Raw genomic sequence first — 16485 nt, 5'->3', positions numbered from 1 at the left:
CATTCCTTCTGGCTTAGCCAATCTATAAGTACCTGCCAGCACCCCATCATAGTAATAAAAGAAGTTTGAATCAAACTGAGTTGCAGTTAATTTAGCATTTGTAGGATCTGCTAACAAAAATCCTAAACGAACTGCTGAGCGTCTTTGTACAGGCGTACCGTGATGACCAGGACTTGTTGTTTGATTATCTCCAATTTCATAAGCAAATTCATAAGCCTTAGCTATTTCAGAATAAGTAGATTTACCATACCCCCTTCTTAAATAATAACCTGCCATTCCATCTGCTTCTAATTCACCTGCTCTAGCTGTTGATTCTTTTTTAGAAGGCAAACGGAACGCATATTGTAATTGATGTCCGTACTCATGAGCAAGAATCATTACATTGATTAAGTTTGAAGCATCTTTAGATTTTGCATCTCTAAAAATTCCTTCTCCATAATAAATTTTTCCATTACTATAAGAAATTGCATTATAGGTGGAATTCCAGTCCGTACCGTTTTTTACAAATCTAAACACCGGAGCTGCTACAGAAGTCCCTCTCCAAAAAGTTTTAATAGTAGTATTTTGATTTGTCATAAAAGTAGCATCTGTTGATGTTCCTGCGCCAGAAGATAAGGTTGTAGATAAACTAGCTGAAGCTGGCCAAGAAGAATCTACATAACTACATTCGTGTTCAACTCCTGTTGGTTGTTCTACAATTGCTGCCTCTTCTTGATTAGTCAATTCCTCTTTTTCCTTAGAACAAGAAAATAATGCTACTGATGTAGCCACACTCAGCAACAGAGTGCTTACTTTGATCGCTTTTTTCATAAATTGGTTGGTTTTTAAATTATTTCTGCAAACCTATAATTTTTTTTTTTAAAACAAAAATAAAACAAACATTTGTTCTCATAAAATATTAAACAAAACAATAAAAAGGATTAATATTAATAGCATATTCCCTCTTTTTTAACAAAAAAGTGAAATTTTGTGTAAAAAATTAATCCCCCTTTTTCACAAAATAGTTGATGTTAAATAAAATTATAGCAACTATTATTAACAAGTAAGCACTTAATTGAATTAGATTTATTTCTTCTTTAAAATAAAATAATGCCAAAAAGAAATTAATCAACGGATTAGTATACATTAAAACTCCTACTGTTTTTGAATCAATACCTTTAAGGGCGTACAAATTTAAAAACAAAGGAAGGATAGTAAACAATACAACTATAAAAGTCATTACCTCCCAAAATAATAATACTATGGGCGTTTCTGATTTATAAAAAAAATAAAAAGGTAATAACAGTAATGATGAAATCATCAATTGAATTGTTAATACCACAAAACGATCAAATTGATTATTTTTTCTTTGACTTATAAGATACATTGCAAAGGTTGATGCAATTATTAAGGAATAGATCAAATCTTCAATATGCCCATAAGATAAAATACCACAGCTAATAATAAATAATCCTACTGCTATCCATTGTCCTTTATTCAAATTTTCTTTGAGTATAAAATAAGCTAATATTGTTGTAATTATTGGACAAATTAGATAGGCAAATGAAGCAGATTGTATACTAACATGATTTACGCAATACATGAATAAAAACCAATTTAACACAAGTAAGAAACCTCCTAAAACGGTTAAAAAAATTGTTTTTTTCTTGATCTTTATACTTAATTCATTAAACGTTTTAAAATTATTAAAAACGACGTGTTTTCTGAATAACAAATTAATGAGTAACAACAAAAAGGTGGCATAAAAAACGCGGTAGAATAATATATCTAAAGAAGGATAAGCATGAAGTTTTTTTATCGCCAAACTAAAAAAGCCCCATATAAAGAAGGATGAAAAGGCAGCTACAAAATATTTGTTAAGGTTCATAAAATCAGATTTATAATTATAAAAAAAGGATAAAAGTACTCAATTCCTTTTACCCTTTTCTAAAATTAATATTTTTCAAAGTTCTAATGCCCTTCTTTAATTTCTATTAAGTCTACATCAATATTTTGTTTTTTTAATATATTCTTAACTAGAATTGCAAAAAATGTTAAATAAGCAAAACAAAGAACAGCTACAATATATGAATTATGTATACCTATTAAATCTGAAATTTTACCTTGAATAGGAGGTATTATTCCACCACCTAATATCATCATGATTAAAAAAGCGGAACCTTGTGAAGTATATTTTCCTAAACCAAAAATAGATAAACTAAAAATTGCTGGCCACATGATACTACACGCTAATCCTCCCGCTAAAAACGCATAAACTGCAATAATACCTGTTGAAAACAAACCTATCAGCATAGCCATCAGACCAAATAAGGCAAAAATCATTAATGTTCTTGCTGGTTTATCTTTAGATAAAAACATGGCTACAATTTGTAATAGAACACATAAAACATAAAAATATAAAGGTTTCATATCTTTACCAGAAAGGATATTAGCACCTAATACTATTCCAAATGCTATCAGAGGGACTACTATTAATGCTATTATCTTTTTCATTCCTTTCAAATCAAAAACACTAATAGCACCAGCCCAACGTCCTATCATTAAACCTCCCCAATACATAGATATATAAGGCGCAATATCAGAAGATTGTAAACTACCAAATTCAGGTAATTTTAACAATTCTCCTAGGTTACTTCCTATAGCAACCTCAACACCTACGTAAACAAAAATGGCCAACATTCCTAATACTAGTTGAGGATACTGCATAGCCCCCCAACCTTCAGGGTTTTTCTTAGCGGATGTATAAGCATAAAAAATTCCCCCTAAAACTACTACTAAAGCTCCAATTAGCCAGTTCATTCTATACTCATTTAAATCTAATAAATCAGACGAATTTAAATCATTTACATTCTGATATGTTTTAAAAATAAAGGTAAAACAAGCGGCTAAAAGTATGGTCATAACGACCAATGTCATTAAAGCCTTATTGGCTTTTTCCATAGGTTCATTAGAGATTCCTGAGGGTACTTTTTTAGATAAATAAAACAATGCTGCTGAACCTACAAATAGTAAGCCTACACACACATAAAGAAAAATAACTTTATCTAATTCTAAATGTTTAATTTGATCATCTGAAACTGAAGCGGTTGTTCCAAACAAGGCTAAGGCTACAATTATTGGCCCTATTGTTGTCCCTAATGAATTAATTCCTCCTCCTAAATTTACTCTACTTGCTCCTGTTTTAGGATCTCCTAATAAGATAGCAAAAGGGTTAGCTGCCGTTTGTTGCAATGAAAAACCTAATGCTACTATAAACAAACCTACCAACATACCTTCATAGATACTCCCTTTTACGGCTAAAATCATGGCTCCTGCTCCTAAAGCAGAAAATAACAAACCATAAATTATACTTTTTTTATGTCCCCAACTTCCTACAATATCTTTCCCTCTGGCATTTCCAAAAGCAAATAATAATAATGCTCCTAAATAATAAGCCGTATAAAATGCAAAATCTATTAACTGGGATTGGAATTGATCTAAGGAAAAATAATTTTTACAAAATGGAATAAATATACTATTTCCTGCCGCAATAAAACCCCAAAAAAAGAAAACCGTTACCAGGGTATATAAAGCTGGATAATTTGTTTTTGTTACTTGTGAATTCATAAATATTTTTAGTTAGCGATCCAAATATAACAATAACTTTGATTAAAATTTTAAAATTGTATTTTTGTTTTAAATTTAAAGAATATGAAAAATTTTTGGTTTTTACTAACTTCACTAATGCTTCTGACGGCTTGTGATGACGGGAATATAATAGAGGAAACATTTAATTTTGGAAACATTACTGTTCAAAAATGCAACACCACCAATACATTGTATAAAATTAATGATAAAGAAGCTCTTGTCTTTGTTACTCCTGAAACAAGCTTTCCTAATGAAGAAGGAACTAAAACGTACACTATTGGAACAACTCATAGTTTAGTTTATAAAAAGTTTTATTCTACAATTAGTAGTAATGAAATCTGTTCTACGGGCAGTGTTCCTATTGCAGAACAATGGACCGTATCAGGCGGGACTATTGAAATAACTTCTAACAAAATAACCTCTACCAATGATCCTTCCAAAATAGTAGGTTATAACCATAAGATCTTATTCAAAAATATAACATTCAACACCCCTAACAAACAACTGGTATATGACCAATATGATTTTGGCAATTACACAACCGATTTAATCGATTTAAAATTTGATTATAAAAATGCTGTTATGCAAAATTGTTCAGGAAACAACCTTATATTTAAATACAATAATAATAATGCCTTATTGTTAGATATAGATTCTAATTTATATAAACACCAAACGGTTGGTACAAAGACGGCGTTAATAAATAACGTTAATAAAATAAGCTATAGAGTTTACAATGGTAATTTAAATAGTAATTTTTTCTGTCAATCTATCCCTCCTACAAGTCCTAGTTTAACCGAAGAATGGATTGCTCAAAACGGGACAACGGATAACGATGGTGTTATTGTGATAGAAACCACTCAACAAACCTCTACCACTTATCGTCATGTTATCAAACTCAGAAAAGTTACTTTTAAGAATGGAATTAAAACATACAGTCCAAATCCTAATGGTGATTATGAATTTGGCGAAATTATAAACTAGTTTACAAAAAGTTTTTTTGGTTAATATATACTTCTGTTGCACCAAAACCATATTTTTGAAAACTAGCTTCTTGAAAGCTGATGTAGCTATATCTATTTAATAGGAAATCTAGTTCAGCTTTCAAGATCCCTTCTCCAACACCGTGAATAAGTACCACTTTCTGAATTTTGTTTTTTATTGCAAAATCTAGCTGTCTTTGTGCTGTTTCTATTTGAATATTTAAAATATCGTAATTATTCATTCCTTTAGTACTTTGCACTAATTTTTCTATATGAAGATCTACCTCTAAAATGGTTTCATCCTTCTTAGATTTTTTTTCTTTTATAGAATTTTTAGGTTTAGAAATTTCTTTTTCTTTCTTTATTGCATAAAAATTTGTTGTAGAAAAATCCATTCCTGATTCTCCTATCAAAATCAATTCGTTGCTTTTAAAAGGTAACTCAAAACCTTCTTCTGTTTCTATCCAAACTTGATCTGTAGCTATCTTAATTACTACTCCATTAATATTATCATCTAAAACGGACACTTTATCTCCTTTGGAAAACATAACTTTTTTTTGACAAAAATAGGAAGTAAATATTTAATTTTACAATGAACTACGTTTTTACACGGGTAGAAAAAAAATAATCATGAACGATTTTATGATTCCTTGTTTATTTAAAATGGTTTTCAGGGTAGATTGTCTGGGGTGTGGGGCACAAAGGGCTTTTATTTTATTACTAAAAGGAGAGTTAAAAAATGCTTTTTTTATGTATCCTCCTCTTTTTAGCGTACTTCCTTATGTATTGCTAATAATTGGACAATATTTTAAAGTTTTTAATTTTTCTAATAAATACATCCGATCATTAGGCTATATAAACTTAATTATTATGTTTATTTCTTATTTTATTAAACATTTAACATAAAGAAGGAGGCTGTCTACAAGATAATAATTGTATCATTTTATCTTGTTCCCTAACAGTAAGAAATAGCATCAAAAATGAAGCTTTTCGTGTTATTAAATAAACAAAATAAGATTTTCTATGCTTATTTTGTAGACAGCCTATTAGTTTTTATTTTTCAAACGCTTTAAGAGTATCTATGATTATAGCAACACAATCTCTTAATTGTTCTTCATTCATCACCAAAGGTGGTGCAAAACGAATAATATTGCCATGTGTTGGTTTAGCTAATAAGCCTTTCTCTGCCAATTTCACACAAATATTCCAAGCTGTATCACTTTCTTCTGTATCATTAATTACAACCGCATTCAACAACCCTTTACCACGGACTAAAGTAGCTACATTCGATGTTTTTATAAATTTAGCTAATTCTTCTCTGAATATTTTCCCTAAACGTTCTGCATTTTCGGCTAATTGCTCCTCTTTTACCACTTCTAAAGCTTCTATAGCCACAGCAGCAGCTACTGGATTTCCTCCAAAAGTAGATCCGTGTTGACCTGGTTTTATTACATTCATAATGCCATCATTAGCCAATACAGCTGATACAGGATACGCACCTCCTGATAATGCTTTTCCTAAAATTAAAATATCAGGTTGAACATTTTCATGATGTACTGCCAGTAATTTGCCAGTACGAGCAATACCTGTTTGAACCTCATCGGCTATAAACAATACATTATGTTTTTCACATAATGCTTTTGCTTTTGCTAAATATCCTTCACTAGGAACATAAACTCCTGCTTCTCCTTGAATAGGTTCTACTAAAAAACCTGCAATATTAGGAGATGACGTAATTGCTTGTTCTAAAGCTTCTAAATCATCGTATGCAATTTTTATAAATCCTGCTGTATAAGGGCCAAAGTTCTTACGAGCATTTTCATCATTAGAGAATGAAATGATTGTGGTTGTTCTTCCGTGGAAGTTATTTTCACAAACTATAATTTGAGCCTCATTTTCATTAATTCCTTTTTTTTCATAAGCCCATTTACGACACAATTTCAAAGCTGTTTCAACTGCTTCAGCTCCTGTGTTCATTGGCAATACCTTATCAAAACCAAAATAGTTGGTTACATATTGTTCATAAACACCTAACTTATCATTATAAAATGCTCTTGAAGTTAAAGTTAATGTTTGAGCTTGTTTTACCATAGCATCGACAATTCTTGGATGACAATGCCCTTGGTTTACGGCAGAATACGCTGATAAAAAATCGTAATATTTCTTACCTTCTACATCCCAAACGTACACTCCTTCTCCTCTACTTAAGACTACTGGTAGTGGATGATAATTGTGTGCTCCGTGTTTGTCTTCTAATGCAATGGCTTCAGCTGAACTTAATTTTTCTAAAACTGACATAATAATTCTTATTGATTGGTAAAATCGCAATTCCTTCTTACGGGCGAGAAATCAACCCTATGAACGTCAAAAGTACAAATTTCTACGATCATTCTCCAAACAATTCAATTTCAAACATCTGATCTTTTTCAAGAAACATTTTATTAACAAACATTTCTGTTTTTTAACTATAAGTAAATCGTAATATAACAATCTAAAAAAAAGTCATAAACATTTAGCTAACATAAAGCCTGTAGGTTTGCCAAAACAAAAAATAAATTTATGAACTTAAAAAACATGCTCTTTAGCTCTATTATTATATCAGGAGTAGCTTGTAATAGAGAGGAAAACACAAACACGGATTCAGCAGTTGAAAATACTCGTATTGAATTTAAAAACCATTCTAAAACTCCTGCTCTTATAAAAACAATGCCTGAGTTTTCAAGTATTCAAACCTATTCTTTATTTTCAAGTGAAGACCCTTTTATTAATTCTCCTGACTTTGTTTTTGGGGGTTCCGCAGACGGATCGGGACTTATAAAAAACCCAGACGGCACCTTTACTTTTTTAGTAAACAATGAAGATAATTTTTCTGTTTCTAAAATAACTTTTGATAAAACCTTTAAACCTATTGCTGGTGAATATGTTTTAAATTCTAAAGGTGCAGGAACCAGACTTTGTTCTGCCACTTTAGCAATGCCTGAAATTCACGGTTTTGGACCTTTCTTTTTAACTTGTGGTGAAAGCGATAGTGAATCTCTTGTACATAAAATAGCACCTACGGATACTCACATAAATGCCAGTATTCCTAAAACCATTCCTGCTTTTGGTAGATGGAGTGCTGAAAATGCAGTTCCTTTATCTAAAAATGCTTACGCTGGTCAAACAATTATCATGATTGGAGATGATGACAACAAAGATTATGGAGGTCAACTGGTAATGTATAAATCAACAACAGGCGATTTAAACAATGGAAAAGTATATGTAATCAAACGTATAGATAACGAATCTATTGAAACTAAAATGACTGAAAATAACACCTATGACATAGAGTTCGTTGAAATTACAAACGCTAAAACCAATACAGGCTTACAAAACAATCAAGCAGCCCAAGCCGCAAATGCCATTGTATTTGGACGTGTAGAAGATATTGACTGGAATAAAACCACAGGAAAAGAACGAGAAATTTATTTTAATGTTACAGGTCAAAACAATACGGGAGTAAACGCAAATAATACCCGAACTAAATACGGAAGATTGTATCGTTTAGAATTAGATCCTAGCAATCCTTTAAAAGGAAAATTAACTGTTATGTTAGACGGTGATAACAAATCAGGTTTAGCAAAAACATTTCAAAACATAGATAATATTTGTGTTACAAAAAACTATGTGTATCTACAAGAAGATGCTAATGGTTATGGTGACGAGTCACATGACGCATATATTTATCAATACGATATCGCTAAAAAAACACTAAAAGTAGTTTTTGAATTAGATCACAGACGAAATGATACTTCTGATAAATATTTAGGTGCTAAATCTCCCAAAGGTTCTTGGGAATATGGTGCTTTATTAGACGTTTCTGATATTATTGAAAAAGACAATACCTTTATGTTATCTATACAACCTCATTCTTGGGAAAAAGAGGATTTTAAAGGTAAAGATGGTGGCGGTTTACGCCCAGATGAAAAACAAGGAAGCCAGGTTATTCTTATTAATGGTTTACCAAGATAATCCTTTCTAAATACATTCTATAAACGAAACCTAGAGACTGTCTAAAGATTATTCATCTATCATCTGTTGTTCAACAAGAACCAAACTATTAAACGAATTAAATTCTAATTATACATTAGTCTTTATGATAAAGATGAAAAGAGTAAAAGCAGTCTCTTTTTTTTTTACTAACCCAATTTTCATGAAAAATATAGTCTTTTTAATCCTATTCATTTGTACTATCTCCTGCAAAAAAAATGAATACCGATCCATACAAAGCGTGCATAACACACAAAACCTACTCAAACTTAATTTCAAGTACTTTGCCAATGAAATAAATACATTTGAAGAAATAACAAAAAACAATGCAACAGCAGATCAATTACGAGATCAATTCCAAAAAACTCGGTTAGCTTTTAAGAAAACAGAAGAATTTATTGCTTACTATTTTCCTAGTAGTTTTATAAAAATAAACGGTGCTCCCATTGACGAAAATGATCTCAACGAAACCAATAGAAAAATAGAATACGCTACAGGATTTCAAAAAATTGAAGAACTAATATTCCAACCTTCAATTAACAAATTTTTTTTATCAAAAAACATTGAAATACTAAAAGGCCATCTCGTAGTATTAACCCAACAAATCAACAACTTACAATTAAATGACAGCAATATATTTGAAATTCAAAAATTACAATTACTTCGCGTTCTAAGTTTAGGAATTACAGGTTTTGACTCCGCTCTAGCCCTGCATTCATTACCCGAAGCACAAAGTTCCTTAAGAGGTATTCAGGAAGTTGTTAACAGTTTTCAATTTGATAAATCATTCAATACAGCCATTAGTAAAGCAATATCTTACCTCAAAAAAAACAATTCGTTCAACACCTTTGATCGTGCGGTATTTATCACACAATACGCCAATCCGATATTTCAAAATATCTTTCGAATTCAACAAGAATTGCATATTAAAAACAATCCCTTTTTAACTGCTATTAATTTTAATAAAAAAACGCCTTTTGAAACAGAAGCGTACGACCCAAACTACTTTGCTCCTTTTTACAACAAAAACCCTAGCAAATTACAAATTCACTTGGGCAAACAACTTTTTTTTGACAAAATTTTGAGTGGCAATAATCAAATAAGCTGCGCCAGTTGTCACATTCCTAACCAGGCTTATGCAGACCATAAAACGAAGGCCGTTGCAAATAAAACATCACGTAATACGCCAACCTTATTAAACGCAGGATTGCAAAACACCCAATTTGCAGACAATCGCATTCGTTATTTAGAAGATCAAGCCAAAGCCGTTATAAATAACCCCGATGAAATGCACGGTAGCTTTACATTAGCCCTTAAAAAACTTAATAAAAACCAAATGTATCGAAATCTTTTTCATAAAGTTTTTCCTAGTTCAAAAAATATAACCGAAGAAAATTTATTACAATCCATTGCTAGTTTTGTCAGAAGTCTATCCAAACTAAATTCTAAATTTGATGAATATCTAAGAGGAAAAGCTTCTTTAACCATACAAGAAAAAAAAGGTTTTAATCTTTTTATGGGAAAAGCAAAATGCGCAACTTGTCATTTCTTTCCTTTATTTAATGGCAGCATTCCTCCTTTATACCAAAAAACAGAAAGCGAAATATTAGGTGTTCCCTCCCGTATCCATTCAAAACAAATAGATCCCGATTTAGGAGAATATCATATTACAAAAGCACCACTCAAAAAATATGCTTTTAAAACACCAACCGTTCGTAATGCCTCGATTACTTTTCCTTATATGCACAACGGTGTTTTTAACACGCTAGAAGAAGTCATTAATTTTTACAATAAAGGAGGTGGCAAAGGAAACGGAATCATAGTAGAACACCAAACTTTAGCCCAAAATCCGCTCCTTTTATCTAAAGAAGAAATGCAAAACATAATTCGTTTTATACAAACCTTAAACAATCCATAGTTCTAAAACCACTATGGATTGTTCAGGTATTTTTAAAACATTTCTAACAACTTAGTTACAGTATTAAAATTACGAATTGTAGAAAGTACATTTAATTTTTTTTCTATATACTTATTATCCATTCGGGTTTTACCAGCCCCATTAATATATTTCAAATATATCCGATTCTTATCTACTGTTGCCTCATCTGGTTTAACCTGACTTATTTTTAAATCATGAATAGCACTTTCATTTAGTTCTTTATTCAAAAAAGCAAAGTATATTTTTGAAGGATCAGCTTCCTTTTCTTTTAAATATGGATTATTAGAAAGAGCTCCTTCTAAATCTTCCTTCCCTAAAACCATTACAGGTACTTCATAGCCCCATTCCTTAAAAATTTCTTGTTTGATTTTGAACCCTACCGAAGGACCATTTGCTTCCTCACATTCAAAAAACACATTTCCTGACTGGATATAAGTCACCACATTTTGAAACCCCATTCGCTCCAATAAAACTTTCAAATCATCCATCTTTATCATATTGTGTCCTGATACATTTATACCGCGAAGGAGTGCAAGGTGTTTTTTCATTATTACTTTTTTTAAAAAATTATCAAAAGAGATAGAATAACAAATTTAGATTAATTTAAAAAGTTCACAAGATAAAATTTAAAAAGCCTTAAATAATTCCTTATTTTAGAACAGTCAAACACAACTATAAAACCAACACATCTAGAATGAGTTCAAAAAATGAATCTTATAACAAACAAAAAACTTTTAACCACTACAAACAAGAAGACAAATACTTTTTTGGTGGCTTTTTGAATAATGCTGACGACAATTTAAGACAAGTTGGCAAAGAGTTCAAAACAAGGATTAATTTTAATCACAACAATAATGAATTAGCAAGTGTTTTTAAAGATTATTTCAACAAAGAAAAATCAGTTGCCAAAAGAGAGCATGCGTTAAACTTATTAAGTAATTACTTTCCTGTTTTAGAACGAATTCAAAAGCATACTAATCATAACTTTGAACAAACCAGAGAAATTTTCGAATTGCTACTTGATACAATAAAAAAATTAAGAGATTATTATACACATCATTATCACAAACCCATCACTATTAATCCCAAAATATATGATTTTTTAGATGACACCTTATTAGATGTTTTAATTACAATTAAAAAAAAGAAAGTAAAAAACGATACCTCTAGAGAACTTCTAAAAGAAAAACTTAGACCTGAATTAACACAATTAAAAAATCAAAAAAGAGAAGAGTTAATAAAAAAAGGCAAAAAACTATTAGAAGAAAATTTAGAAAATGCAGTTTTCAATCACTGTCTAATACCTTTTTTAGAGGAAAACAAAACAGATGATAAACAAAACAAAACAGTTTCTTTACGAAAATATAGAAAATCTAAACCAAACGAAGAAACATCGATTACGTTGACCCAAAGTGGATTAGTCTTTTTAATGTCCTTCTTTTTACATCGAAAAGAGTTTCAAGTTTTCACATCTGGATTAGAAGGATTTAAGGCAAAAGTAAACACTATAAAGGAAGAAGAAATCTCTTTAAATAAAAACAATATTGTATATATGATTACACATTGGTCGTATTCATATTACAATTTTAAAGGTTTAAAACATCGTATAAAAACAGACCAAGGCGTTAGCACCCTTGAACAAAACAATACTACACACAGCTTAACAAATACAAATACAAAAGAAGCCCTACTAACTCAAATAGTAGACTACTTGAGTAAAGTACCAAATGAAATCTACGAAACCCTTTCTGAAAAACAACAGAAAGAGTTTGAAGAAGACATAAATGAGTATATGCGTGAGAATCCAGAAAATGAGGACTCAACTTTTTCATCAATAGTTTCTCACAAAGTCATTCGCAAACGCTATGAAAATAAGTTCAACTATTTTGCAATGCGCTTTTTAGATGAATACGCCGAACTACCTACATTGCGATTTATGGTCAATTTTGGCGACTATATTAAAGACCGTCAAAAGAAAATATTGGAATCTATCCAATTTGATTCCGAAAGAATCATCAAAAAAGAAATCCATCTTTTTGAAAAACTGGGTCTAGTTACTGAATATAAAAAAAACGTATACTTAAAAGAAACTTCCAATATAGACCTTAGTCGTTTTCCTTTATTTCCTAATCCCAGTTACGTAATGGCTAATAACAATATACCTTTTTATATAGATAGCAGAAGTAACAACTTAGATGAATATCTAAACCAAAAGAAAAAAGCGCAAAGTCAAAACAGAAAAAGGAATCTTACTTTTGAAAAGTATAACAAAGAACAATCTAAAGATGCTATTATAGCAATGCTTCAAAAAGAAATTGGTGTAAAAGATTTACAACAACGAAGTACTATTGGGTTATTAAGTTGCAACGAACTGCCTAGTATGCTTTATGAAGTGATTGTTAAAGATATTAAAGGAGCTGAACTTGAAAATAAAATTGCTCAAAAAATAAGAGAACAATACCAAAGTATTAGAGATTTCACCCTTGATAGTCCTCAAAAAGACAACATACCAACTACACTAATAAAAACAATAAACACAGACTCGTCAGTTACTTTTGAAAATCAACCCATAGATATCCCTCGTTTAAAAAATGCCATTCAAAAAGAATTAGCGTTAACACAAGAAAAACTTCTAAATGTTAAGGAACATGAAATTGAAGTGGACAACTACAACAGAAATAAGAATACATATAAATTTAAGAATCAGCCAAAAAATAAAGTTGATGATAAAAAACTCCAACGTAAATATGTATTTTATCGTAACGAAATTCGACAAGAAGCTAATTGGTTAGCCAGCGACCTTATCCATTTTATGAAAAACAAATCGCTATGGAAAGGATACATGCATAACGAATTACAATCATTTTTAGCCTTTTTTGAAGATAAAAAAAATGACTGTATAGCCTTATTAGAAACTGTTTTTAACCTAAAAGAAGATTGTATTTTAACAAAAGGCTTAAAAAATTTATTTCTCAAGCATGGTAATTTTATTGATTTCTACAAAGAATATTTAAAATTAAAAGAAGACTTCTTGAATACTGAATCTACTTTTTTAGAAAACGGGTTTATTGGGTTACCACCTAAAATTTTAAAAAAAGAATTATCAAAAAGGCTCAAATATATATTCATTGTATTTCAAAAACGCCAATTTATAATTAAAGAATTAGAAGAAAAGAAAAACAATTTATATGCTGATGCCATCAATTTATCCCGTGGTATATTTGACGAGAAACCTACAATGATTCCGTTTAAAAAACCAAATCCAGATGAGTTTGCTTCTTGGTTTGTCGCATCTTATCAATACAACAATTATCAATCTTTTTATGAATTGACACCAGACATTGTAGAGAGAGATAAAAAGAAAAAATACAAAAACCTACGAGCGATTAACAAAGTAAAAATTCAAGACTATTATTTAAAATTAATGGTAGATACTTTGTATCAAGACTTGTTCAATCAGCCATTAGACAAATCTTTATCAGATTTTTATGTTTCTAAAGCAGAAAGAGAAAAAATAAAAGCCGATGCCAAAGCTTACCAAAAGCGCAACGATAGCTCCTTATGGAATAAAGTCATCCATTTATCTTTACAAAATAATAGGATTACCGCTAATCCGAAACTAAAAGACATAGGAAAATACAAGAGAGCCCTGCAAGATGAAAAAATAGCCACGCTGCTTACTTATGATGCTAGAACGTGGACGTATGCCTTACAAAAACCTGAGAAGGAAAATGAAAACGATTATAAAGAATTGCACTATACCGCACTTAATATGGAATTGCAAGAGTATGAAAAAGTGCGTAGTAAAGAACTACTAAAACAAGTACAAGAATTAGAGAAAAAAATTTTAGATAAATTTTATGATTTTTCTAATAATGCTAGTCATCCTGAAGATTTAGAAATTGAGGATAAAAAAGGAAAAAGACACCCTAATTTTAAACTTTACATTACAAAAGCCTTATTAAAAAATGAATCTGAAATCATAAATTTAGAAAACATAGATATTGAAATTTTACTTAAATATTATGATTATAATACTGAAGAGTTGAAGGAAAAAATAAAAAATATGGATGAGGATGAAAAAGCCAAAATAATTAATACTAAAGAGAATTATAACAAAATAACCAATGTTTTAATTAAAAAAGCACTTGTTTTAATTATCATTCGCAACAAAATGGCGCACAATCAATATCCTCCTAAATTTATTTACGATTTAGCTACTAGTTTTCAAAATGATAAAAGGAATAAAGATTGGGAAAAATTTGTACACCAAAAAGAAAGCGAATACTTTGCGACCTATTTCAACCGAGTTTTTGAAACCATAACAAAAGAATTATGGGAAAACAAAGAGAAAAAAGATAAAACACAGGTCTAAATACAATTGCTCTTTGACATTTTAAATTAGGATTAAAAAAATGACTACATTTGCAGTGATTAAAACAAAAAAAGTTCATTTTTTAGTATAAAAAATTGTAGTAATCCCTTACTATGAGAGGCTTACCAGCGTTTAGGTTGGGAAAGCCCTTATTTTGAAGGGTATCTACAACTTCATTTGTCTAAAAATCTCTATATTTTTAGTTGGGAAAGCCCTTATTTTGAAGGGTATCTACAACTATGAAATCAGGTTTAATATTAGACACTGTGTTGGGAAAGCCCTTATTTTGAAGGGTATCTACAACCTTCTCGTGCTTTCACTTTCACTTTCTTAGTTGGGAAAGCCCTTATTTTGAAGGGTATCTACAACTCACATTTACGGGACCAGCTGTCAGGGTCTGTTGGGAAAGCCCTTATTTTGAAGGGTATCTACAACTATTGATTGCGTCTCTTTTGTGTTCGTGTTGTTGGGAAAGCCCTTATTTTGAAGGGTATCTACAACTCACGTCGTTAGGTTGATTATTAATACATGTTGGGAAAGCCCTTATTTTGAAGGGTATCTACAACGATGTTTTTAATTTGTTTTATTGTATATTTGTTGGGAAAGCCCTTATTTTGAAGGGTATCTACAACTCTTCCACCGACAATAGTCTAAATAAATCTGTTGGGAAAGCCCTTATTTTGAAGGGTATCTACAACTGAAATTTCTTTTACCGCCGTATCCACTTTGTTGGGAAAGCCCTTATTTTGAAGGGTATCTACAACTCAATATGAGGCATGTTAATTCCAGTAAATGTTGGGAAAGCCCTTATTTTGAAGGGTATCTACAACTATAATACCCTGACGACCAAATCTTTTACAGTTGGGAAAGCCCTTATTTTGAAGGGTATCTACAACCTGTCTTACAAAGCAATCCAGTACGTGGAGTTGGGAAAGCCCTTATTTTGAAGGGTATCTACAACTTGCGCAAAATCTGTGATATTGTTTTTACGTTGGGAAAGCCCTTATTTTGAAGGGTATCTACAACCACACACACACACGTTGGGAAAGCCCTTATTTTGAAGGAGGGACGAGCGTTAAAAAATAGTCCAATGGACTATTTTAGCGAAGTAGCCAGGAGGCGCGTGGGCGTTTAAAACCGAATTCAATTTTTTTGAAGGAGGGACGAGCGTTAAGGAAGCTGTCCAAAAAGTACTAATTCAACATCCAGTTTGTCACTCCTACGTAAGGAGGAGTCTCATAATCAATAGTATGTAATTTCTTCCTTTGGTCAAAATCACAAGATTGCGAACTTTTTGGACAGTCTCTAGCAAAATAGCGAGCAGGCGTTTGAAACCAAATTCAATTATTTAAAAAATAGATAAACCATAATTCTTATTCATAGAAATACCTCTTTTTTTAAAATAACAAAAACAAACCTATAACACAATCAAGTAAATATGATCTGTATACTACCTCCTAAACTTCCTTATAATTTAACCTCAACACCTAAGATATTTTTGTAAATTTGAATCATCAAACCATTTGGAAACA

General features: G+C 30.8%; 11 protein-coding genes and 1 CRISPR repeat array. Of the genes, 5 read left to right on the top strand and 6 right to left on the bottom strand.

The genetic code is table 11. The features are described 5' to 3' along the window. The 3 genes from B0A78_RS09480 to B0A78_RS09470 form a co-directional block, all read right to left on the bottom strand. A partial coding sequence (locus tag B0A78_RS09480) for a metalloprotease (protein WP_097609627.1) occupies window positions 1-810 on the bottom strand: 810 nt, incomplete at its 3' end. 169 nt (window positions 811-979) lie between these two features. Then, entirely contained in the window at window positions 980-1867 is an 888-nt protein-coding gene (locus B0A78_RS09475; RefSeq protein ID WP_014165532.1) for an EamA family transporter, read from the bottom strand. 83 nt (window positions 1868-1950) lie between these two features. Continuing rightward, window positions 1951-3606 carry an MFS transporter gene (locus tag B0A78_RS09470; RefSeq protein ID WP_065213428.1) on the bottom strand — a complete coding sequence of 552 codons (1656 nt, stop codon included), beginning with the start codon at window positions 3604-3606 and terminating at the stop codon, window positions 1951-1953. An 84-nt stretch (window positions 3607-3690) separates the two neighbouring features. On the opposite strand from B0A78_RS09470, the gene B0A78_RS09465 reads away from it, so the two are divergent. Continuing rightward, a complete protein-coding gene (locus tag B0A78_RS09465) occupies window positions 3691-4611 on the top strand; it encodes a hypothetical protein (RefSeq protein WP_065213427.1) in 921 nt (306 codons plus the stop codon). Window position 4612: 1 nt separating this feature from the next. Here the strand turns inward: B0A78_RS09465 and B0A78_RS09460 are convergent, their stop codons facing one another. Next, on the bottom strand, window positions 4613-5158 hold the full coding sequence (locus B0A78_RS09460; RefSeq protein ID WP_014165535.1) for a Smr/MutS family protein: 546 nt from the start codon (window positions 5156-5158) through the stop codon (window positions 4613-4615). A gap of 82 nt (window positions 5159-5240) precedes the next feature. On the opposite strand from B0A78_RS09460, the gene B0A78_RS15085 reads away from it, so the two are divergent. Then, window positions 5241-5516, top strand: a complete 276-nt coding sequence (locus B0A78_RS15085; RefSeq protein WP_065213426.1) for a DUF2752 domain-containing protein — start codon at window positions 5241-5243, stop codon at window positions 5514-5516. 147 nt (window positions 5517-5663) lie between these two features. On the opposite strand, the gene rocD is transcribed toward B0A78_RS15085, so the two are convergent. Continuing rightward, complete coding sequence (gene rocD / locus B0A78_RS09450) at window positions 5664-6908, bottom strand: ornithine--oxo-acid transaminase (protein WP_097609626.1); 1245 nt, start codon at window positions 6906-6908, stop codon at window positions 5664-5666. Between the two features lie 261 nt (window positions 6909-7169). Here rocD and B0A78_RS09445 point away from each other — a divergent pair, with 261 nt between their 5' ends. Then, window positions 7170-8621, top strand: coding sequence for a hypothetical protein (locus B0A78_RS09445; protein ID WP_097609625.1), 1452 nt, complete (start codon window positions 7170-7172; stop codon window positions 8619-8621). A 181-nt stretch (window positions 8622-8802) separates the two neighbouring features. Next, on the top strand, window positions 8803-10557 hold the full coding sequence (locus tag B0A78_RS09440; RefSeq protein ID WP_186808995.1) for a cytochrome-c peroxidase: 1755 nt from the start codon (window positions 8803-8805) through the stop codon (window positions 10555-10557). 32 nt (window positions 10558-10589) lie between these two features. On the opposite strand, the gene B0A78_RS09435 is transcribed toward B0A78_RS09440, so the two are convergent. Next, window positions 10590-11126, bottom strand: coding sequence for a DUF1697 domain-containing protein (locus B0A78_RS09435; protein WP_065213425.1), 537 nt, complete (start codon window positions 11124-11126; stop codon window positions 10590-10592). Window positions 11127-11272: 146 nt separating this feature from the next. Here B0A78_RS09435 and cas13b point away from each other — a divergent pair, with 146 nt between their 5' ends. Then, entirely contained in the window at window positions 11273-14953 is a 3681-nt protein-coding gene (cas13b, locus tag B0A78_RS09430) for a type VI-B CRISPR-associated RNA-guided ribonuclease Cas13b (protein ID WP_097609623.1), read from the top strand. Between the two features lie 136 nt (window positions 14954-15089). Continuing rightward, window positions 15090-15979: direct repeats of the CRISPR family, unit length 36 nt; unit sequence GTTGGGAAAGCCCTTATTTTGAAGGGTATCTACAAC. Between the last annotated feature and the right edge of the window lie 506 nt (window positions 15980-16485).

Source organism: Flavobacterium columnare NBRC 100251 = ATCC 23463, assembly GCF_002530675.1.
Taxonomy (GTDB): domain Bacteria; phylum Bacteroidota; class Bacteroidia; order Flavobacteriales; family Flavobacteriaceae; genus Flavobacterium; species Flavobacterium columnare.
This window is presented reverse-complemented; position numbering and strand designations above follow the sequence as displayed.